The organism is Planomonospora antibiotica, assembly GCF_014647955.1.
GTDB lineage: Bacteria > Actinomycetota > Actinomycetes > Streptosporangiales > Streptosporangiaceae > Planomonospora > Planomonospora parontospora.
In genome coordinates this window covers 24,936-45,551 of sequence record NZ_BMQE01000024.1, presented here as the reverse complement: position 1 = coordinate 45,551, position 20,616 = coordinate 24,936, and the positions used below count along the sequence as shown (strand labels likewise).

22 protein-coding genes are annotated in these 20,616 nt (G+C 73.4%); 8 read left to right on the top strand and 14 right to left on the bottom strand.

The window, feature by feature from the left end; all coding sequences use genetic code 11:
• Positions 1-101 precede the first annotated feature (101 nt).
• Positions 102-1,712, top strand: a complete 1,611-nt coding sequence (locus IEZ06_RS21470; RefSeq protein ID WP_189238494.1) for a methyl-accepting chemotaxis protein — start codon at positions 102-104, stop codon at positions 1,710-1,712.
• A gap of 305 nt (positions 1,713-2,017) precedes the next feature.
• On the opposite strand, the gene IEZ06_RS21465 is transcribed toward IEZ06_RS21470, so the two are convergent.
• Complete coding sequence (locus IEZ06_RS21465; RefSeq protein WP_189238493.1) at positions 2,018-2,791, bottom strand: SDR family oxidoreductase; 774 nt, start codon at positions 2,789-2,791, stop codon at positions 2,018-2,020.
• Between the two features lie 85 nt (positions 2,792-2,876).
• On the opposite strand from IEZ06_RS21465, the gene IEZ06_RS21460 reads away from it, so the two are divergent.
• The 3 genes from IEZ06_RS21460 to IEZ06_RS21450 all read left to right on the top strand — a co-directional run bounded on the left by IEZ06_RS21460 (position 2,877) and on the right by IEZ06_RS21450 (position 4,731).
• Positions 2,877-3,512 (top strand): TetR/AcrR family transcriptional regulator, encoded by a 636-nt coding sequence (locus IEZ06_RS21460; RefSeq protein ID WP_189238492.1) that lies wholly within the window; start codon positions 2,877-2,879, stop codon positions 3,510-3,512.
• 130 nt (positions 3,513-3,642) lie between these two features.
• A complete protein-coding gene (locus IEZ06_RS21455) occupies positions 3,643-4,110 on the top strand; it encodes a cupin domain-containing protein (RefSeq protein WP_189238491.1) in 468 nt (155 codons plus the stop codon).
• Positions 4,111-4,362: 252 nt separating this feature from the next.
• Positions 4,363-4,731, top strand: a complete 369-nt coding sequence (locus IEZ06_RS21450; RefSeq protein ID WP_189238490.1) for a VOC family protein — start codon at positions 4,363-4,365, stop codon at positions 4,729-4,731.
• 238 nt (positions 4,732-4,969) lie between these two features.
• On the opposite strand, the gene IEZ06_RS21445 is transcribed toward IEZ06_RS21450, so the two are convergent.
• From IEZ06_RS21445 to IEZ06_RS21435, 3 genes are all read right to left on the bottom strand, one after another.
• Positions 4,970-5,308: a hypothetical protein gene (locus IEZ06_RS21445; RefSeq protein WP_189238489.1), complete on the bottom strand. Its 339-nt coding sequence runs from the start codon at positions 5,306-5,308 to the stop codon at positions 4,970-4,972.
• Positions 5,309-5,535: 227 nt separating this feature from the next.
• Positions 5,536-5,922, bottom strand: coding sequence for a VOC family protein (locus IEZ06_RS21440; RefSeq protein WP_189238538.1), 387 nt, complete (start codon positions 5,920-5,922; stop codon positions 5,536-5,538).
• On the bottom strand, positions 5,922-6,218 hold the full coding sequence (locus IEZ06_RS21435; protein ID WP_189238488.1) for an ArsR/SmtB family transcription factor: 297 nt from the start codon (positions 6,216-6,218) through the stop codon (positions 5,922-5,924). The genes IEZ06_RS21440 and IEZ06_RS21435 overlap by 1 nt, the downstream gene beginning before the upstream one ends.
• A 97-nt stretch (positions 6,219-6,315) precedes the next feature.
• Between IEZ06_RS21435 and IEZ06_RS21430 the strand changes: the two genes are divergently transcribed.
• The gene (locus IEZ06_RS21430) at positions 6,316-6,486 is read left to right on the top strand and encodes a hypothetical protein (RefSeq protein WP_189238487.1); all 171 of its coding nucleotides are present in this window, start codon (positions 6,316-6,318) and stop codon (positions 6,484-6,486) included.
• Between the two features lie 14 nt (positions 6,487-6,500).
• On the opposite strand, the gene IEZ06_RS21425 is transcribed toward IEZ06_RS21430, so the two are convergent.
• From IEZ06_RS21425 to IEZ06_RS21410, 5 genes are all read right to left on the bottom strand, one after another.
• Positions 6,501-8,549 carry a methyl-accepting chemotaxis protein gene (locus tag IEZ06_RS21425; RefSeq protein ID WP_189238486.1) on the bottom strand — a complete coding sequence of 683 codons (2,049 nt, stop codon included), beginning with the start codon at positions 8,547-8,549 and terminating at the stop codon, positions 6,501-6,503.
• A 113-nt stretch (positions 8,550-8,662) separates the two neighbouring features.
• Positions 8,663-8,797, bottom strand: a complete 135-nt coding sequence (locus IEZ06_RS37265; protein WP_268245618.1) for a hypothetical protein — start codon at positions 8,795-8,797, stop codon at positions 8,663-8,665.
• A gap of 330 nt (positions 8,798-9,127) precedes the next feature.
• Positions 9,128-12,055, bottom strand: a complete 2,928-nt coding sequence (locus IEZ06_RS21420; protein WP_189238485.1) for an AAA family ATPase — start codon at positions 12,053-12,055, stop codon at positions 9,128-9,130.
• An 86-nt stretch (positions 12,056-12,141) separates the two neighbouring features.
• Entirely contained in the window at positions 12,142-13,032 is an 891-nt protein-coding gene (locus IEZ06_RS21415) for a hypothetical protein (protein WP_189238484.1), read from the bottom strand.
• Positions 13,033-13,350: 318 nt separating this feature from the next.
• Positions 13,351-13,668 (bottom strand): hypothetical protein, encoded by a 318-nt coding sequence (locus IEZ06_RS21410; RefSeq protein ID WP_189238483.1) that lies wholly within the window; start codon positions 13,666-13,668, stop codon positions 13,351-13,353.
• Between the two features lie 255 nt (positions 13,669-13,923).
• Between IEZ06_RS21410 and IEZ06_RS21405 the strand changes: the two genes are divergently transcribed.
• From IEZ06_RS21405 to IEZ06_RS21400, 3 genes are all read left to right on the top strand, one after another.
• Positions 13,924-15,657, top strand: a complete 1,734-nt coding sequence (locus tag IEZ06_RS21405) for a Calx-beta domain-containing protein (protein ID WP_189238482.1) — start codon at positions 13,924-13,926, stop codon at positions 15,655-15,657.
• A 111-nt stretch (positions 15,658-15,768) separates the two neighbouring features.
• On the top strand, positions 15,769-15,897 hold the full coding sequence (locus IEZ06_RS37260) for a hypothetical protein (RefSeq protein ID WP_268245617.1): 129 nt from the start codon (positions 15,769-15,771) through the stop codon (positions 15,895-15,897).
• 387 nt (positions 15,898-16,284) lie between these two features.
• Positions 16,285-16,677 (top strand): DUF3224 domain-containing protein, encoded by a 393-nt coding sequence (locus IEZ06_RS21400; protein ID WP_189238481.1) that lies wholly within the window; start codon positions 16,285-16,287, stop codon positions 16,675-16,677.
• A 45-nt stretch (positions 16,678-16,722) separates the two neighbouring features.
• Here IEZ06_RS21400 and IEZ06_RS21395 read toward each other — a convergent pair whose 3' ends face one another.
• The 5 genes from IEZ06_RS21395 to IEZ06_RS21375 form a co-directional block, all read right to left on the bottom strand.
• On the bottom strand, positions 16,723-18,357 hold the full coding sequence (locus tag IEZ06_RS21395) for a phosphoenolpyruvate--protein phosphotransferase (RefSeq protein WP_275414884.1): 1,635 nt from the start codon (positions 18,355-18,357) through the stop codon (positions 16,723-16,725).
• Positions 18,358-18,490: 133 nt separating this feature from the next.
• Positions 18,491-18,775 (bottom strand): HPr family phosphocarrier protein, encoded by a 285-nt coding sequence (locus tag IEZ06_RS21390; protein WP_189238479.1) that lies wholly within the window; start codon positions 18,773-18,775, stop codon positions 18,491-18,493.
• 39 nt (positions 18,776-18,814) lie between these two features.
• Positions 18,815-19,864 carry a zinc-dependent dehydrogenase gene (locus IEZ06_RS21385; protein WP_189238478.1) on the bottom strand — a complete coding sequence of 350 codons (1,050 nt, stop codon included), beginning with the start codon at positions 19,862-19,864 and terminating at the stop codon, positions 18,815-18,817.
• Complete coding sequence (locus IEZ06_RS21380; RefSeq protein ID WP_189238477.1) at positions 19,861-20,313, bottom strand: PTS mannitol transporter subunit IIA; 453 nt, start codon at positions 20,311-20,313, stop codon at positions 19,861-19,863. The genes IEZ06_RS21385 and IEZ06_RS21380 overlap by 4 nt, the downstream gene beginning before the upstream one ends.
• The gene (locus IEZ06_RS21375) at positions 20,306-20,614 is read right to left on the bottom strand and encodes a PTS sugar transporter subunit IIBC family protein (RefSeq protein ID WP_189238476.1); all 309 of its coding nucleotides are present in this window, start codon (positions 20,612-20,614) and stop codon (positions 20,306-20,308) included. Before IEZ06_RS21375 ends, IEZ06_RS21380 begins: the two co-directional genes overlap by 8 nt.
• Positions 20,615-20,616: the final 2 nt, after the last annotated feature.

Genomic DNA, 20,616 nt, shown 5'->3' with positions numbered 1-20,616 from the left:
GGTGATTCACTCACCCGGCGGGCGACGCAGCCGATGGTCGGAGTGCGAGCGCCGACGGCGCCCGACGAACGCTACGGACATGACAGCACGGGGAACCGGACATGAGAAAGCTCAACGATTTGAAGGTCGGCACGCGCCTGGGCGGCGCCTTCGCCGTGGTGGGCGTCCTGCTGTGCGGCGCCGTCGGGGTGGGAGCCGCCGGCATCTCCTCGGCACGGGACGCGGCCGCACGGATGGACACCAGCGCGGCGGTGCGCGGCGCGGCGCTGACGGCCAAGTTCCGCACCGCCGACTTCGCCGGCTGGCAGACCGGATACGCCTTCGACGCCCTGCGCGGCGTGCCGGGCGCCGCCGATGACGCCGTCGGCCAGCGCAAGAACTTCCTGGCCTCCACCGCCGCCTTCCGCGACGACCTGGACAAGCTGGCGGGCCTGGAACTGACCGCCACCCAGCGCGAGGACCTGCAGCGGGCCGAGAGCGCGTTCGAGGACTTCCTGGACGTCGACGGGCGCATCGTCGCCGCCTACCGCGACGGCACGCCCGCCCGGGTGGACGAGGCCAACGATCTGGTGGCCGGTGAGGCGCTGGAGCGCTTCGACCAGGCCGCCACCGCCGTGGACGAGCTGGCCGCCGAATCCGTGACCAACCTCACCGCCGCGGCCGCCGACGCGCGCACCACCAGCGACAGCTCCCTGCGGCTGATGCTGGGTGCGGGCGCCCTGTGCCTGCTTCTGGCCGCCGGGCTGGCCGTGGCCGTGACCCGGACCGTCACCCGGCCGCTGGCCGCGACCGTGCAGGCCTTGCGCACCATCGCCGCGAAAGACCTGACCGTCTCCATCGACACCTCTCGCCGCGACGAACTCGGGGACATGGCCCGCGCCCTGGCCCAGACCGTGGGCGTGCTGCGGGACGCCTTCGGCGTGATCGCCCGCCACAGCGCGACGCTGACCGGTGCCTCCCGCGAGCTGACCGCCGTCTCCACGCGGATGGACGGCGCCGCCACCGGTACCGCGGCCCGCTCCGACCAGGTCGCCGCCACCGCCGAGCAGGTCTCGGCCAACGTGCAGACCATCGCGGCGGCCAGCGAGGAGATGAGCACCACCATCGCCGAGATCGCCGGCAGCGTCTCGCAGGCGGCGCGGGTGGCCGACACCGGCGTGCGGACCGTGCGGGACGCCGGTGAGACCGTCGCCAAGCTGGGGGCCTCCAGCGCGGAGATCGGCTCGGTCATCAAGACCATCACGAGCATCGCCGAGCAGACCAACCTGCTCGCCCTGAACGCGACCATCGAGGCCGCCCGCGCCGGCGAGCAGGGCAAGGGGTTCGCGGTGGTGGCCGGCGAGGTCAAGGACCTGGCGCAGGAGACCGCCAAGGCGACCGAGGACATCGCCCGCCGGATCGAGGCCATCCAGGTCGACACCGAGGCGGCGATCGCAGCCATCGGCGGGATCAGCGAGGTCATCACGACCGTCAGCGAGCACTCCACCGCCATCGCCGCCGCGGTGGAGGAGCAGAGCGCCACCTCCGGGGAGATGAGCCGCAACATCTCCCAGGCCGCGGTCGGTGCCGACGACATCGCCGCCGGCATCACCGCGGTCGCCGGCGCCGCGCAGACCACCACCGCCGGGGTGGCCGAGGCCCGCCGGACCGCCGGTCGGCTCGATGAGGTCGCCGCCGAACTGCACGGCATCGTGGACCAGTTCGCCGTCTGAAAGGTTCCGCCACCGGCGCGGGCGGCGGCCCCGTACAGGGCCGTCCCCGCGCCGGTGGTCTTCGAACGGGGCATCGTCCGCGGCCACGCGCTGCACGCCACCCGTGACCAGGCGACGACCGCCGACGGGTCGGCCTTGGCATTCGGCTTGCGACCGAACGCAGCGGCACTGCCGAATGCACCGCCACGGCCTCTCCGCCGTTGCGCGACAAAGCTCGTGCCCGGCTGCCCGGTCGTGATCACCTTGGGTGGTCGATCGTCTCGGGCGGGAACGGTACGGCGGGCGCTTCCCGCCCGAGAAGGGCGTCACAGGCCGGCGCCGCCGGTCGCGTCGATCACTCTGCCGGTCACCCAGCGGGCGTCGTCGGAGGCGAGGAAGGCCACGATGTCGGCGATGTCCTCGGGCTGTCCGATCCGGCCGAGGGCCGCCAGGGACGCCGCGTGGGCCTGGGCTTGCGGGTTGCCGCGAAGCCACCCCGCGTTGACGTCGGTGTCGACGATTCCGGGCGCCACCGAGTTGACCGTGATGCCCCGCGGCCCCAGCTGCTTGGCCAGGTTGAGGGTGAAGGTGTCCAGAGCGCCCTTCGTGGAGCCGTAGGCGATGATCTCCGGCATGGCCAGGCGGGCCGCGCCGCTGGAGATGTTGATGATGCGTCCGCCGTCGTGCAGCCGCTCGAGTCCGTGCTGCACGATGAAGAACGGCGCCCGGACGTTCACCGCGAAGAGCTCGTCGAATCCTTCCTCGGTGAGTGAGACCAGGTCCGCGCTACGACCGATGGCGGCGTTGTTGACGATGATGTCGACGCCCGCCCGGGGCGAGTGCTGCCGGATCTGCTCGTCGAAGGCGGCCCAGAGCGCGGCCGCGTCACCGTGTCTGCCCAGTTCGGCCTGGATCGCGAACGCCCGGCCGCCGCCCTTGCCGATCGTCTCGACGACCTCGTCTGCCGCGGCCTCGTCGCGCGCGAAGGCGACGGCCACGACGGCGCCGTCCCGGCCGAGCCGCTCGGCGATGGCCCGGCCGATTCCCCGGCTGCCGCCGGTGACCAGCGCGATCTTGTCGTCCAGCGGGTGTGCGCTCATGGTGTCCTTCCGCTCTTCTTTGTTGAGTGATTGCTCAACAAAGAAGCTAGCACAACTTGTTGAGCGATCGCTCTACAATGGGGGCATGGGTCAGACGGGGGCACCGCGGGGACGGCCGCGCACGTTCGATCGCGACGCGGCCCTCATGCAGGCCACGCGTCTGTTCTGGGAGCGCGGCTACGAGGCCACCTCGCTCAGCGAGCTCACCGAGGCGATGGGCATCCGCCCGGGCAGCCTGTATGCCGCCTTCGGTGACAAGCGGTCGCTGTTCAAGGAGGTGGTGCACGCCTACGCGCGCTCGCCCGTCGGTGCGTTCATCGGCATCGCCCTGGAGGAGGAACCCACCGCCTTCCGGGCGTTCGCCCGCATCCTGCGCCAGGCGGCGGTGATCTACCCCGACCCCTCCCATCCGGCCGGTTGCCTGACCATCAGCGCCGCCACCAACGTCACGGTCCAGGACGCCGAGATAGCGGTGTTCCTGCGCGACCTGCGTAACGCCAACGTCATGGTCTTCCGCGACCGCCTGCACGTCGCCCAGCAGGAGGGCGAGATCCCGCCCGGCGCCGACCCGCGCGCCCTGGCCGGCTATTTCGCCGCCGTCATCCAGGGGATGTCACAGCGCGCCCGCGACGGGGCCGACGCGACCGAACTCGCCGAGGTCGCCGACACCGCGATGACCGCCTGGCCGCGGGCCGAACCGGGTCAGACCTCGCCGGACTGAGTTCAGTCATCCAGCGTCCGCCTCCGCCGACCGGATGGTGACCGCACCCGTCGACGTCCGCCGCGGGCTCGTGGCGGTCTCCGCCGGGGCCGGCGGCGCAGAGTTCACCGGAGCATCCGATAATGCCGAGGTGATCGACAACCAGCTGCCAGAGCCCCGTCCGTTGCTGCGCCGCCCCGAGGAGGGCGAGCTGATCAACGTGGCGGGAGTGGAGCACTTCTTCCGGCTGACCGGTGAGCACACCGGCGGCCGCTTCGCGTTCGAGGAGTTCACACTGGCGGGAGGCGTGGTCGGGGCCCGCCCGCACGTGCACCACGGACACGATGAGTATTTCTATGTGCTGCGAGGCGACCTGACCCTGCACCACGGCGACGGAGAGGTGACGGTCGGCCCCGGGCACCTGCTCGCCGCCGTGCGGGGAACCCCGCACGGCTTCCGCAACGCCGGCACCGAGCCGGTCCGCGCCCTGTGCCTGTACACGCCGGCCGGCTACGAGGGCTACTTCCGCGAGGTGCATGCGGCCGTGGCGGCCGGCGCGGAAGTGACCGACGAGCTCCTGGCGGAGTTCCGCGCCCGCCACCGCACCAGCTCGTTCTAGGCCCCGCGACGCCCGTGCCGGAGCGTCTGCTCGCGGGCCGGCCACATCGGCAGGGGCTCGGCGTCCGCCCGTTCGGCGGCGGCGCGTGCCTTACCGGCCGTTTCGGGGGTACGGCGCCGCAGGAGAGGCGCCGGGGCCGCCGGGCCGTCCTCCTCCCGGCAGCCGGAGAAGTTCGCGCCGCACCGATGAGTTCCGCGACGCCACGGCGTATCCCCAGGGACGGCAGTTCACCTGCGAATCAGAGGAGCGGACGTGACGACTGTCCAGCCCATCATCATCACAGCCGACCTGGCCCGCCTGCAGACCTTCTACGAGCGCCTGCTCGGGGCCGTGGAAGTACACCGCTTCCCGGACGACGGACCCGTCTTCTTCGTGAGCCTGAAGCTGGGCGACTCGGAACTCGGCCTGGTCGACGACGCGTCGGCCGATCCGTCCGCACCGCAACGGATCCTGCTGAGCGTGGACGTCGACGACGTCGACGACCTGCTGGAGCAGGTCGAGGCGGCCGGCGGACGCGTGCTCGGCCCATCGAACGACATGCCCTGGGGGCAGCGGGTGGCCCATGTCCGCGACCCTGACGGAAACACGGTCAACCTGACCCAGTCCCTCCGGGAGGCGTAAGGTGATCGACACCTCGGTGCGGCTGCCGTGATCGGCTCCCCGCGCCGGAAACGATCGCCTCCGTCGCGGGAAGCGATCGACCGCCCTGGTCCGTCAGCAGATCGCGGCCAGTTGCGGCCACCGCCCATCCGGGTCATCGTGCCGCCAGCAGATCCGCGGTGACGGGCAGATCCGGTGGCGGGTTCCCGGTAGCCGCCGGGATCGATCAGGGTGTGGCCGCGTCTTGCGGCCACGGCCGTCAAGGGCTGAGCCCGGCCTCCACGTGGTCCTCGGGGCGGTCCCGGCCGGAACCGGCCGGGACCGCCTGCGCGGCCAGCACGGCGTCGAGCTTGGCGTGCAGGCGGACCATCTCGGACAGCATCACGGTGAGCCGGTCGTCGGTGTGCTGCTCCTCGGCGGAGGTGCTCTGCTCGTCCATGGCGTTGACCGCCAGTGTGATCCGGTCGACGGCACGCAGGAACCCGCCGACGTGGCCGGTCAGCACCGAGGAGGTCTCCGCCCCCAGGGTGGCGGCGTTGACCACGATGACCGCGACGATGGCCCACTGGAAACGCCTCGTCTCCAGGAGGGAACGCACATGTTCACGACGTGACACGGAGCCTGCCCCCGAAAAGAGATGAACGCTAGGCGACGATGGTAGGCAGAAAGGGGCGAGAATTCATCGCGAACGGTAATATAAACCTTTTAACGACTCTGTTCGGCTCCGTCCTTTTAGTTGTTCACTGTGATGATTTCCGAATGGGAGGCGAGGTGTCATTCGCGCCCGCTGCCTCCGGGGCCGCGGCGGCCTGCCGCGCGCTCCCCCTACTTCATGGCGGCGATCTGGATCAGGTTGCCGCAGGTGTCGTCGAAGACGGCGGTGACCACCGGGCCGAGGTCGGTCGCGTCCTGGGTGAACTCGACGCCCAGCCCCTTGAGCCGCTCGACCTCGGCGTGCACGTCGTCGACGGCGAACTGGGTGAACGGGATGCCGTCGGTGACCAGAGCCCTCTTGAACGGGCCCGCCGCCGGGTGGCCGTCCGGCTCCAGCAGCAGCTCGACACCGTCCGGGTCGGCGGGGGAGACCACGGTGAGCCAACGGGCCTCGCCGGCGGGCACGTCGGTCTTCTTGATGAACCCCAGCTTCTCCGTGTAGAAGGCCAGGGCCTTGGCCTGGTCGTCGACGAGCACGCTGGTGATGTTTATGCGGATCACGGGTTCGGTTCCTCTCGGTCGATGGGCCACCGCTCGACGATCGAGCGCAGCGGGCTCGTGTCGATGTGGTGGAACTTGTACCGGCCCTGTCGCCGGGTGTGCACCAGGCCGGCCTGCTCGAGCACCGCCAGGTGCTGCGAGATGGCTTGGCGCGAGGAGGCCAGGCCGTGCTTCATGGCCAGCCGGCTGCAGATCTCGAACAGCGTCTGACCGTCCTTGTCGGTCAGCTCGTCCAGGATGATGCGTCGCGTCGCGTCTCCGATGGCCTTGAACAGGTCGGGATCGGCGTCCATGACCACAGTTATATGCAAGCCTGCACTTGCCTGTCAAGGGAGATCGGATGGACCTCCATGACCCCTCGCGGACGGGTGGAGCCCGCAGCTGCGGCTGGTGCGTACCGTTGATCCGGCCGGGATGCGCCTGGTCGGCGAGGCCGATCGCACCGACCACACCGACCGCACCGACCGCGCCGACCGGGACGCCCCGGCGGCGGTCCTGACCGAGCTTGCCGCTGCCGTCGAAGTCGCCCGTCATGGGCTCGGACGGGGCATGGCCTCCTGAGTGCTCGACGGGGTTCAACCGTGTCCGTTGAGGACCGTCATGACGTAGTGGCGGATGCGGTCCGCCGCGCTCTGCGGGACGTCGGCGAACCGCAGGCCGAGTTCGACGGCGTCCTCACGTGTGGTGTGGTGGACGATCTCCGCGCTCAGCGTCAAGGGGGCGTCCCCCTCCAGGAGGATGGCGACCTCGACGCGATCGCCCGTGGTGAGCGGAATATCCCGGCTGCCGGACAGGTGTGTGCCAGAGACGCTCAGGTCGAGCACCTGGGCGGGGTGGCGGTGACCGCCCGAATGGATCCACGCCTGGGCGCTGATCGCCGCGCGGGGGGAGTCACGTCTTTCCAGGTGCTCGCTCAGGTGCGCCATGGTCGAGATCCGGCGGATCGCCCGGTCCAGGAACTCGTTGAGCAGGTCGATGCTGGCGTGCTGCCGGCGGGTCATGGCACCGACCTGCGAGGTCGCCGTATCGAGGTTGCCGATGCCCCCGGTCATCGCGGCCAGCGCGCTCGTCACGGCGGTCGCGTTGGCCTCCAGCGAGCGGATGATGGCGGTGATCTCCCCGGTCGACTGCGTCGTCGCCGTGGCCAGATCCTTGACCTCGCCGGCCACGACGCTGAAGCCCCGGCCCGCCTCGCCGGCGTGGACGGCCTCGATGGTGGCGTTCAGCGCGAGCAGGTGGGTCTGCGCGGCCACGCTCGAGATGATGTGGGCGATCCCCTCTACTTTTCGCAGGGACGTCTCGAGCTGTTCGATGGCGCCGTTGGCCTGGCGTGCCTGCTCGACGGTCCGGTGGGCGACGCTGTCGGTCGCCTTGACCTGCTCATCGATGGTGTCGGCCGTGCCGCGCACCTCCTCGGTCTTGTCGGCCACGACCCGGAGCTCGTCCATGATGGTGGCGACGCTGCTGTTGATCATCTCCTGGGCGCGCCGGCGGGCCTGCTGCTCGTTGAGCCGCCGTTCGGCGTAGGTGGCGCGCAGCTGCTCTTCGCGCGCGGCCGCGGCGCGTTCCAGGTCCGCGTCCTGGGCTGCGATCGTCTCCAGCATGGTGTCGATGGCGCGACCCAGCGCGCCGATCTCTCCGCGGTCATCCGAATGCACGCGCAGGCTGCGGTCACCGGAGGTGATGACGGCCTCGGTGGTGCGCAACATCGGCCCGACCTGCCGCCGCACGCCCCGGCGCACCAGGACCAGCACCGCGCCGAACAGCAGTGCCGCGGCGGCCGCGGTCAGGAGGAAGCCGGTGCGCAGCGTGGCCGTGGCGGTGGCGTGGATGGGGCGCTCGCGCACGGCGCCGATCAGGATCGGCGATCCCGCCGTGGTGGGGACGGCGACGCTCAGGCCGATGCGGTCCTCATCGACGGTGCCCGTGGTGACCTTCAGCTCGCCCAGCCGGCTGGACAGCGCAAGGGAGCGGCCGTTGGCCGGGGCGGCCTGGTCGACCAGCTCCACCGGCAGGCCGATCTGCTCACCCAGCATGGCCAGACGATCCGGGTCCAGGGCCTTGAAGTAGACCAGCCCGCCGGCGGGGCTGCCGCTGCTGTCACCGCGATGGCTGGCGAACCCGCAGTACAGCAGGGGCGAAGCGGTGGTCTGGACGACGCCGCAGCGTGCTGATCCCGCACCGCCGTCGAGGTCGAACAGCCGGCGCAGAAGCTCAGGCCGGGCCAGCTCGGCCGGGAGCGGGGCAAAGCCCGCCTGCGGGCCCGCCAGCCCGCCGACGCGCGGCCGGCCGTCCGGTCCGGTGCCCACGACGCCGTCCACACCGTAGATACGCCGGATGTCCTGCGGGGGGAAGTCCGCTTCGAAGGCGGCCCGGTCGGCGGTGCGCACATCGGTGAACGAGCTGTCCCAGATCGAGTTGGTCGCACCGTAGTCGGCCAGCAGGCGGATCTCATAATCCAGCGCGATACGTATGCGCTGCGCGTCCTGGGCCACCCCGTCGGCCTCGACGCGGTCGAACGCGGCGACGGTGATCTGTCGTTGGGCCAGGAAACCGAGCGCGACGACGAGGAGGACGACGAGACCCGCCAGGGGGGAACCGGCGCGTAGACGAGCAGACTTCATGCCGTTCTATCGGACGGGGCCGGCTCATCATGAGTACCGGACAGGGTGTTCACACCGGCGGTCTTCGCTTCCGGAAATCACCCGGCTCCTTCCTCCGCCATCTGGTTCCCCCGCTATCCGGACACCCTGGGTGAGGAGCCCGTCGGCAGCCCGCCGGCGGCCTCCTCGGCCGGGCACAGGCAGTATCCGCGCTCGACGATCAACCGGCCCCGGACCGGGGTGTAGGAGACGGCATCACCGGCCATCACGACCCGGAAGCAAGAGCGGCACGTCACCGACTCTGGAATCTGCATACGGCCTCCTGCCGACCGCGGGAAGTCATCCTCCTGCGGTGCGTTCGTCCCGGGGCGAAAGCTCCCGTTCTGATCAGTGTGACCGATCCCCAGCGAAAACACCCGCGCCTCACCGCAGTCCGTTCCGCGCAGGGGGCCGGAGACCGGTCCCGAGCGCGGCCATGCGCCGCAGCAGGCGCCCGCAACGCGGTGGCCGCCACCTGCGGCGTCGGCGCGATCGACCGGTCCGGCCGGGAGTTCCCCGCAGAGATGCTCATGAACGGCCGCAGGGGGGGAGGCGGGTGGCTACGACAGCAGCCGTACCAGTTCGACGCGGGAGCGGATGCCGAGCCGGGCGAAGATGTTCCTGAGGTGGTGTTCGACGGTGCGCGGGCTCAGGAAGAGCTGGGCGGCCACCTCCCGGTTGGTGGCGCCGTCGGCGACCAGCCGGGCGATCTGGAACTGCTGAGCCGTCAGCGCCTGGGCCGCGGGCGCCTCCTCGGCCTGCGCCCGCGCCTCGGCCGACCGGATCCGGGCACGCCGGGACGGCAGGGCCTCTCCCGAGGCGCGCAGCTCGCCCCGGGCCTGCTCGGCCCAGAGCCGCGCGCCGTACCGCTCGAAGGTCTCCAGTGCGCCGTGCAGGTGCTCCCGGGCCGCGCCGGGCCGCCGGTTGCGGCGCAGCGCGCTGCCGAACAGCAGCTGCGTGCGGGCCGTCTCGAACGCGCAGGAGCCCCGCCCGTGCAGGTCGAGCGCCTCGCGGAAGCGCTCCTCGGCCTCGCCCCGGCCGGCCAGGAGCGCGTGGCAGCGCGCCGCCAGCGCCAGCCGGTCGGGACTGCGCGTGCTGCCCACCCAGCGGTCGAGCACCTCCAGGGCCGCCCGCGCGTGCTCGACGTCGCCGGTGCGCACGGCCGCCTCGACGAAGTGGGGGGTCGCCATGACCCGGATGACCAGGTGGCCGCCCGTTCCGCCGGAACCGGCCGTGGCCCGCAGCCGCGCGGTGGCGCCCGCGTGGCGGCCCGCGGCGACGTCCAGGTGGGCCAGCGCCCAGTTGCCGAGCGCCCCGGCGACGCCCAGGCCGTGGGCGTCGGCCAGCTCGATCGCGCTGCCGGCCCTGATCCGGCACGTCTCCTCGTCGCCCTGCACCGCGGCGGTCAGGGCGAGCCAGGCGAGATGCTGGGCGGCGCTGTTGAGCCTGCCCGTCTCCTGGGCCAGCCGCAGGCCCTCCATCGCGTTGGCCGCGACGGAGGCGTAGCGCCCCATCCAGATCTCGGCCTGGATCAGGAACTCCAGCACCTGCGGCACCGTGGAGACGGCCCCCTGGGCGCGCGCGATGTCGATCGCCCGGGTGGACAGCTTCAGCGCCTGGGCGTCGTCGCCGAGCATGAGGCTGGAGACGCAGGCCCAGACCAGCACCGAGGGGTTGTCCACCGAGGGGGCCAGGTCCAGGACGCGGCGCAGCGGCGCCGCCGCCTCCCGGTGCCGGCCCCGGAAGGTCGCCGCCATGCCCGCGAGGTACTCGAACATCAGTTGCGTGGTGGGCGGGTCGTCCGGCCGCCGCAGCGCGGCGGCGCGGCGCGCGATGGCCATGAACCGGTGGTTGTCCCCGGCGAGGTAGGTCGCCTCGCTCGCGCGGATCAGCGCCCGGACGGCCTGCTCCCGGTCGCGGTCGAGCAGCCAGTCGGCCGCCGCCAGCAGCTCGTCGCAGGCGTTGCCGGTCTTGCCGCTGCGCAGCTCCAGGTTGCCCCGGACCAGCTCGGCCCGTCCCCGCACCTCCTCGGTGACGGCCAGGGAGTTGAGGCGGACCAGCAGCGACCGGGCGCGCTGCGGCAGGCCCGCGTGCCAGGCGTGGCGTGCGGCGGCGGCCAGGCGGGCCGCCCTGACGTCCCCGCGGAGCGTGAGATCCGCGGCCCGCTCGAAGGCGCGGAACGCCTCGGGGAAGCCGCCCCGGCCCGCGGCCCCGCCGGCCGTGCCGTCCGGTCCCTCGGCGAGTTCCTCCACCAGCGCGTCGGCCAGCCGCTCGGCGGGACCGTCCAGCGCGGCCGCCCGGTGCCAGGCCCGCCGCAGCCGCTGGTGCTCGGCGTCCAGGACGCCGGCCAGCAGGCGGTGCGCCTCCCGCCGCCGGGCCGGGGAGGCCCCGGCGTAGACCACCGGGCCCATCGCCGGATCGCGGAAGCCGTAGAGGTCGCCGGCCGTGCGGACGACGACGCCCGCCCTCTCGGCGGGCTCCAGCGCGGTGAGCGGGCAGCGGGGCTCGGCGGCGCGCAGCAGGGTGGCGGTGTCCAGGTGCGGGTCGGCGGCGAGCAGCAGCAGCAGGTCCGCGGTCTCACCGGGCAGCCGCGAGAGCCGGTCGGCGTACGCGCGCCACAGCCGCCCGCCCGGCGGCAGGGTCTCGGGGGGAGCGGCGAGACCGCTCATCTGGTCGGGGGTGAGCGAGCCGACGAGCTCGCGGAGCGCGAGCGGGTTGCCGCGGGCGACCTCGGCCAGCGACACCCGCAGGTCCTCGGAGAGACCTGGCGGCGCCAGGTCGTCGATCACCTGCCGGGCGGCCTCCTCTGCCAGGCGGCCGAGGACCAGCCGGGGGATGTCACCGGGAGCGCCGCCGGCGCCCCCGGCCCCGTCGCCGCACCCGCCCGCCCCGCCGGAGGCGCCCTCGCCGTCGGCCGCCAGGAGCAGCGCGATCCGCTCCCCGCCGAGCCGCCGGGCGACGAAGAACAGCGCCTCGCGGCTCGGCGCGTCGAGGTGGTGCAGGTCGTCGACGCAGGCCAGGACCGGGCGTCCCACGGCGAGCAGGAGGTTGAGCACGGCGGCGGGAAGCGCCAGGCCGCGGCCTGCCGTACCGAGCTCCAGGGCCTCGGCGAGCACCGCCGCCTGCGCCGGGGGCAGCGCCGGCATCCGGTCCGCGACCGGGCGGAGCAGGGCGTGCAGCCCGGCGTACGGCAGGCGCGACTCCGCTTCGGCGCCGCGCGTCCGGAGCACGACGAAGCGGTCCCCGTCCGGGCGGGCGGCGGCATCGGCGTCCGGGCCGGCCCCGGCGGCACGGGCGGCGGCCGGGGTGTCCGTGTGGGCGGCGACGGCGTCGAGGAGCGCGGACTTGCCCGTCCCCGGGGCGCCCAGCAGGAGCACGGCGCCGCCCGCCCCGCGGCGGGCGTCGTCGAGCAGCCGGCGCAGTGCGGCCAGTTCCGCGTCCCTGCCGCGGAGGGGCGCGGCCGGGGGGACGGAGGACGGGGAGAGCATGCCCCAGTGTTACGCGCGGATGTCACGGATGAGAAGAGCAGGTGTCGGGTTTCCCGGAGCCGTGGGACACGCCTCCCCGGACCCGGTCAGGCGCCCATGGTGCGCCAGGACTCGTAGTGGTGGACCGCGATGCCGTTGAACGCCGCGGACGCGCCGACGGCCGCGTCCACCTCGGCCAGCACCGTGGTCACGCGCGCCGGTCCCTCCCCGGCGAAGGTGCAGTGGGGGCAGTCCTCCAGGGGGCCGGTCTCGGCGCCCAGCCGGACCGGCCTGCCCGCGGCGGCTCCGCGGGTGAGCATGTCGGCGGAGATGTCGGTCATCGAGTTGGGGCCGGTGGCGGTGTCGCGGTAGCTCATGACGGTGACGGCGTTCACCTGCGCCAGCACCTGGTCGGCCAGCGTGGTGCCGGCGTCCGTGGGGATCTCGCCGTACCAGAACGGCACGTCGGCCTCCAGCGGCCGGGCGCTGTCGGCCTGCAGCGTCTGCAGCATCTGCACGAAGGACCGCGCCAGCGCGGTCTGGTCGCTCTGCCACGCGGGCAGCGCGTAGGGCTCCACGTCGACGTGGCTGCCGGCGAACAGCCCGGTGCCCAGCACCGCGCGCTGCCAGGTGCGGGCCGCGGTGTGGTCGGTGGCCCACTCCGGTTCTCCGCCCAGGGCGGTCAGCCGGATGCCGGCGGTGTCGGCGCCGCGCTTGAGCTCGCGCATCCGGTTCAGGAGGGAGGAGTTGGTGGGCAGGCCGGCGGGAGCGTAGGCGAAGATCTCCGTCACGTCCTGGTCGCGGGCCCAGGCCAGCACCTCGGCCGGGACCGCGGTGGCGGAGTTCCACAGCCACATGGCCCGGGTGCCCGCCGGCGCGGGCGTCGCGCGCGTCCCGGCCGACGACGGTACGGCGACGGCGGGGGCGGGGGCGGGGGCGGGAGCCTGAAGCCGCCCGGGAGCGGAGGCCGCGGCGGCACGGATGGAGGGAGTGGTCATTACGGCGAGTGACACGGCAGCGATGACTATTCGGATAGTTTTACGCATAGTTCCCATATGTCCACTCTGTGGACGCGACGCGCTGGCACGTCATCCACAGGTTGGCCAAATGTCCGGCTGATCGCATGGTTGCTCCGCGTGACGAAGCGGAGCGGTGATCGGCCCGGGGCGCGGTGGGTCGGCGGCAGGCCGGGGCCGGAGGCGAAACCGTCCGGCGGTCGGCCCGCCGGACGCACCGTGCCCCGGCCGACGGGGGAGGCGCCGTCCGAGCCGGTGCGCGATACGGTCGGCGCGCCGGCCCGGACGGCCTTCAGCCTGTCATCCCGTGCGTCCGGGGACGTCGATGCCCGCGGCCTCGCATATCCGGGCCAGCGGCCGGGAGGCCACGATGAACCCGCCCGTCTCGCCGAGCGGGGCGACGGTCTCGGCCACGGCCGGGATCGCCGACTGGCGGGCGTGCCGTGCGGCCGCGACGAGCCCGTTGAAGACGGCCTGGCCGCTGTTCGAATTGCTGACGCCCGCCAGGATCCGGCAGGCCCGCTCGGCGGGCGCGTCCAGCGGCTGGGCCCCTGCGGCGGCAGGCCCGGCCGCGACCCCCGCCGCGATGAGCCCGGCCGCGATCGTCGCTCCTATCATCGCTTCCCCCTGCTTTCCGGTGGTTCCTTCCCAGGTCGGGGACGTACCCGGTCGGTGGGAGGTCATCCGGCCGCAGGTCGGCCGCCAGCGAAGATCCGGGGAGCAGGTTTCAATTTCAAGCTGCTTTATGCCCCTTTTTTGACATATTTCCTATATTGCGCGCCTTCTGTGCAATGAAGGAGATGATCCCGGCCTTCGACCGGTGTTGACGATCGGTGCCGTTTCTGCCCGCGATGCGGAAGAGGAGGGCGGTCGATGAGGGCTTCACCGGCGGCTCCGGCACCGGCCGGAACCCTGTGGGGACATGCTCTCGGCCCGGTTCTGGCACTGCTGACGGCCGTCCTGACGGCCGTCGCGGCCTTCCCGGCCGTTCCGGGCCGAGCGCAGGCCGCGGCGGGCGGTGCCGTGACGGCGTGGGGTTACAACGGTGACGGTCAGGCCGGGGTGCCCGCGGGGCTGACCGATGTGACCCAGGTCGCCGCCGGTTACTACCACAGTCTGGCGCTGAGGTCCGACGGCACCGTGACGGCGTGGGGTTACAACGGTGACGGTCAGGCCGGGGTGCCCGCGGGGCTGACCGATGTGACCCAGGTCGCCGCCGGTTACCACCACAGTCTGGCGCTGAGGTCCGACGGCACCGTCGCCGCCTGGGGCGGCAACGACCTGGGCCAGGCCGGGGTGCCCGCGGGGCTGACCGGCGTGACCCAGGTCGCCGCCGGCGCCTTCTACAGTCTGGCGTTGAAGTCCGACGGCACCGTCGTCGCCTGGGGCGACGACGCCCGGGACCTGATCGACGGGGCCGCGGGGCTGACCGGCGTGACCCGGGTCGCCGCCGCTCCGTACCACAGCCTGGCGCTGAGGTCCGACGGCACCGTCGCCGCCTGGGGCATGAACATGGAAGGCGAGACCGACGTGCCCGCGGGGCTGACCGGCGTGACCCAGGTCGCCGCCGGTTACCACCACAGTCTGGCGCTGAGGTCCGACGGCACCGTCGCCGCCTGGGGCGGCAACGACTTCGGTCAGGCCGGGGTGCCCGCCGGGCTGACCGGCGTGACCCGGATCGCCGCCGGAGACGCCCACAGTCTGGCGCTGAGGTCCGACGGCACCGTCGCCGCCTGGGGCCGCGACGACCTCGGCCAGACCGGGGTGCCCGCCGGGCTGGCCAACGTGTCCCAGATCGCCGCCGGCAGCCACCACAGTCTGGCGCTGAGCAGTTCGGCGGCCGCTTTCCAGCAGACGGCCAGGACGGTCACCGAGAACGCCGGCACCGTTCCCCTGACGGTCACCCGTACCGGCGTCACGTCCTCCGCAGAGGTCCGCTACGCCCACACCGGCGGACGGGCCACCTCCGGATCCGACTTCATCCTCACCCCCGGGACGCTGACCTTCGCTCCCGGTCAGGTCACCAAGGCCATCGCGCTGACCATCCGCGACGACACCGTCCCGGAGACCGCGGAAACCCTCACCATCACGCTCTCCTCACCCGGGCCCGGCACCGAGTTGAGGTCACCGGCGACCATGACCGTGACCATCGCCGTCAGCGACCAGCGCCCGGACGCCCTGATCGCCACCTCCGCGAGCTCCGGTTACGTGGGCAACAACGTCTACACCGCCGGAGCGGCGGCGGCACAGACCAAGGCGGTGACGATGCGCCGGACCGGGCGGACGCTCAAGCCGCGCAGCTTCTACGTCCGCGTCTACAACGACGGCACCGACACCACAGTCATCACGATCAAGGGCGGTCGCGCGGCCGCCGGATCGGCGGTCCGCTACTTCTCCGGCAGCGCCGACGTCACCGCCAGGATGCACTCGGCCTCCGGCCTGCGCGTCGCCCTGGCGCGCGGCTCCTACCGGCTGATCCGCGTCCAGCTGCAGCTGTCCGCCGCCGTCCCCGCGGGCTCGGCCCGCTACGCCACCGTCTGGGGGACCTGGAGCGGCGACGGAACCCGGAGCGACGTGGTCAGAGCAGCGGTCAAAGTCTCCCGCTGAGCCGAGGGACGGCCTCCGCGGGCCGGCTGCGGCGGCCGCCCCGGCCCCGCCGGGAAAGGCGCCGACCGGTCGGCTCCACACGTCACCGGATCGAACGCACGGGGTCGCCCGGTGCCGGCCCGCGGCCTCACGGCCGGGTACGAGCTGCGCCTCGGCGGGATGGTGCTGCACGCGCGCGTCGAGGACGGCGTCCTCATCGCCGTCCACGTCCTGATGACGGGCTTCGGCCCGCGAGGATGACATCCGTTGAGCAGAACGAGGCCGGGAAGCGTCAGCGCCTCCAGGAGACGGGTCGGCACGTCCGCCGCGATGAAAGATGCCGCGTGAGCATCATCCGGTTCATACGGGCACGCAGATCCGGACGCCGGCGTGGGCGGGGGCGGCGAGTCCCCGGCGAAGGCATCGTCACACCGGGCCCGGGCCGGCCGCCGCCCTCCCGGCCGTACCTGCCACCGCCGCGCGAGGACGTCGCGTCCGGGTCCCGGCGGCGGGAACGCGGCCCCGAGGGCGCGGTCGAGGAGGCGCCGCAGTCGGCGTCACCCGGCGGCCGATCCATACCTGACATCAGATGACAGGTAGGGGCGCCATGATGGGCGGGAGATCCGGAATTCCAGGAGGGAGCCCGATATGCCGCGCGCCACAGGAACCTTCACCATCGACGGCTGGGAGCCGCAGCCCTACGACACGGCCGAGGGGGCCACGCTCACCCGCGTCCACGTCACCAAGACCTTCGACGGCGACCTGACCGGCACCAGCACCACCGACATCATCACCGCGGTCTCCCAGGCCGAGACGTCGGCGGCCTACGCGGGCTTCGAGCGCTTCACCGGGACCGTGCACGGCCGCAAGGGCACCTTCGTGCTCCACCATACGGCCACGCAGCACGCCGGGGAGTCGGCGCTGAGCTGGACGGTCCTCCCCGACTCCGGTACCGGGGAACTGCTGGGCATCCGCGGCGGCGGCGGGATCGTCAACGACGGCGGCGTCCACTCCTTCCACCTCGACTACGAGCTGGACTGAGGGCGGCCGCCCTCCCGCCGCGGCCCGGACCGGGGCACGGCGGGTTCACCGGCCCGCGGCCACCGCCTCTCTGGCCCGCTCCGGGCCGTCGGCGTCGAGGGCGAGCCGGGCCTCGTCCCGGCAGCGCTGCAGGGTACGGCGGGCCAGCGCGTCCCGGACCGGTGCGAGGCCAGGCGCCGACATGGACAGGCTGGTGACGCCGAGCCCGGCCAGCACGGGGGCCAGGAGGGGGTCGGCCGCGGCCTCGCCGCACACCCCGACGGGCTTGCCCGCCGCCAGTCCGGCCTGCGCGCATCCGGCTATCAGGGCCAGCAGCCCCGGCTGCCAGGGGTCGAGCAGGTCGGCGAGCCCGCCGTGCTGGCGGTCGGCGGCGAAGGCGTACTGGCTGAGGTCGTTGGTGCCGATGCTGAGGAAATCGAGCCGCTCCAGCAGCCGGTCGGCCCGGAGCGCGGCGGCCGGGACCTCGATCATCGCCCCGACGCGGGTGAGCCCGCGCACCCGCGCCCGCGCGGCGAAGTCGTCCGCCTCGGCCACCGTGGAGACCATGGGCGCCATCACCCACGGCTGCGCGCCGCTGACGCGGGCGGCCTCGGCGATCGCGTCGAGCTGGGTGTCCAGCACGCCCGGCCGCCCGCGCGCGACGCGCAGCCCCCGCACGCCCAGCGCGGGATTGGGCTCCGGGGCCGCACCGAGGAACGGCAGCGGTTTGTCCGAGCCCGCGTCGAGCGTGCGGACCACGACCTTCCCGCCGGGGAAGGCCCGGAAGACGGCCTCGTAGGCCGCGACCTGCTCGTCGAAGTCCGGCTCTTCCCTGCGGTCGAGGAAGAGGAACTCGGTGCGGAAGAGCCCCACGCCCTCGGCGTCCGCCCCGGGTGCGAGGTCGGCGGCGGAGCCGATGTTGAGCAGCAGCTCGACCGGGTGCCCGTCGGCGGTCCGGCCGGGGCCGCTGCTCGACGCCTGCCGGAGGCGGTCGGCGGCGGCGAGCCGCAGGATCCCGGCGGCCTCCTCCTCCCCGATGCCGGTGCGGACCTCCCCGGTGGTCCCGTCGACCGCCGCCCAGGTGCCCTCGCCGACGCGCATGGCGCCCGGGCAGGCGACCACGGCGGGCAGGCCGAGGGCGCGGGCGAGGATCGCGGTGTGGCTGGTCGGCCCGCCCTTCTCGGTGACCAGGGCGAGCACGGTCCCGGTGTCGAGGCCCGCCGTGTCGGCGGGGGAGAGGTCCTCGGCGACGAGGACGAACGGGTGACCGGGGTCGGGGACGCCGGGCACGGGCAGGTCCAGCACCGCGGCGACGGCCCGGTTGCGGATGTCGTCGAGGTCGGCGGCGCGCTCGGCGAACAGGCCGCCGGCCGCCAGCAGCGCCTCCCGGTGACCGGCGCAGGCGGCGTCGAGGGCGTGGGCGGCGCCCATCCCCGCGGCGACGTTCTCCTGCACCGACTCGAGCAGGCCCGGGTCGGCGGCGATGAACGACTGCGCCTCCAGGATCGCGCTCGCGGCCGGGCCGGACGCGGCGGAGGCGCGCGCCGCCAGTTCGGCGGAGACGGACTCCAGCGCGCGCAGCGCCTCCCCGAGCTCCCGCTCCGGATCGGCTTCCCGGACCGGGTCCGGGAGCGGGAGCGGGCCCGCCATCCGGAAGACCCTGCCCGCCGTCCGCCCGGGACCGACCCCCAGCCCGCGCAGCGTCCCGGACGCGAACCGTCCGGCCCCCGTCCCGGTCCCGGCCGTGGCCCCGGAACCGGATACGGGCGCGGCCTCGGACACGCGCCCGGATCCGGACACGGGTACGGACCCCGGTGCGCGTCCGGCCACCGGTTCAGGCATTCGGTGCCTCCTCGGCGTCGAGGTCGCGGGAGAGCAGTTCGGCCAGGGAGTCGAGCGCGGTGTCCGCGCCCGGGCCCTCGGCCTCCAGGACGACCTCCGCGCCGTGCCCCGCCCCGAGGGCCATCACGGCGAGCATGCTGGTGGCGGGGACGGACCGGCCCGCGCCGAGGCGGATCCGCACCGGCACCCCCTGGGCCGCCGCGGCCTGGACGAAGAGCTTGGCGGGCCGGGCGTGCAGACCGGTGCGCGAGGCGATGACGACTGTCCTTTCCGGCATGTCCGGACTTCCTCTCTGGCGGGGGTGGGGTCTGGCGGTTCAGGGCTCGACGGTGACCTTGATGGCCTCGCCGCGGCTGACGATGTCGATCCCGTCGAGGACCTCGGGGAGCGGCAGCCGGTGGGTGATCAGGTCGGCTACCGGGACCGCTCCGCCGGCGATCAGCTCCAGGGCCCGGGCGTTGTGCGCCGGGCTGGACCCGTTGGCGCCGACGATCGTCAGCTCCCGGTAGTGCACCAGGTTGGAGTCGCACCGGATGATCGGGTCGTCCTTGGGCAGGCCGCCGAAGAAGCTGATCCGCCCCTGCCGGGCCGCCATCCGCAGTGCCTGCTCCTGGGCCGCGCCGGAGGCGGCGGCGGTGATGACGACGTCGGCGCCGCGGCCCTCGGTCAGCTTGAGCACCTGCTCCACTGCATCTCCGGCGGACCCGGCGGACTCCGAACCGCCGTGCACGGCGGCGTCCGGCCGGACGAGGGCGGCGGCGGCCTCCAGCCGGCCGGCGTTGACGTCGACGAGGAAGACCCGCGCCGCGCCGCGCGAGCGGGCCAGCCGCACGTGGAGGCAGCCGATGGGGCCCGACCCCATGACCACCACGTCGTCGCCCTCGCCGACCCGGGCCAGCTCCTGGCCGTTGAGCACGCAGGCGAGCGGTTCGGCGACCGAGGCCTCGGCGAAGCCGACCCCCTCGGGGATGCGGTTGACGCCGTCCACGGCCAGGACCTTCGCGGGAACCACCATGTACTCGGCGAACCCGCCGTCGTAGTGGTAGCCCATCGACTCCTGGTTCGGGCAGACCGTCATCCGGCCCCTGCGGCACTCGCCGCACGTCCCGCAGGGGATCGCGGCGATCACCTGCACCCGGTCGCCCGGAGCCCAGCCGTCCGTCCCGTCGACCACCTCGCCGGCGATCTCGTGCCCCATGACCCGGGGCGGCCTGATGTGGTGGTGGCCGTGCTTGAGGATCTTGGCGTCGGTGCCGCAGGTGGAGCAGTTGCGCACGCGGATCCTGAGCTCACCCGGTCCGGCGACGGGCTCGTCGGCGTCCTCGACCCGGATGTCACCGGGGGCGTGGAAACGGGCGACCTTCATTCTTCCTCCTCTATGGGTTCCAGCAGGCGCAGCACCTCGGCGACCTCGTCCGCCTCGCGGAGGGCCCGGGCACGGTCGGGTTCCATCAGGATCCGGGCGAGCGCGGAGAGCAGCCGCAGGTGGCCGTCGCCGCGGGCGGCGATCCCGACGCAGACCGCGACCCGCTCGCCGTCCCAGTCGACGCCGCCGGGGAAGCGCAGCACGCACAGGGCGTCGTGCCGGACGGCGTCCTTGGCCGCCAGGGTGCCGTGCGGGATGGCGACGCCCTCGCCCATGTAGGTCGACACGGTGCGCTCGCGCTCCAGCATCGCGTCGAGGTAGGGGGCCTCGACCGCGCCCACCTCCATCAGCGCCCGGCCGCACTGCAGGATCGCGTCGTCGCGCCCGGCCGCCGCGGCGTCCAGCCGTACGGCGCGCGGGTCGAGGGGGAGCGGGGCCGGCTCAGCCACCGACCGTCCCGCCCTTCTTGATGGTGTCGATGAGCCGCGTCACCGCGGGGTCGCCGATGAAGACCTGGAACGGGACCAGCACGGTGCCCGGGGCCGAGGCCCTGGCCCGGTCGGCCAGGCCCGCGTGGCACAGCACCACGTCGGCGTCGCCGGGGATGGAGTTGACCGGGGTGTGCACCACCTCGATCTGCTCGCCCTTGAGCTGGCGGCGGACCTGGGTGGCGAGCATGACGCTGCTGCCCATGCCCGCGTCGCAGGCGACGACGATCTTCCGGATGTCCTTGCTGTCGATGCCGGTCACGG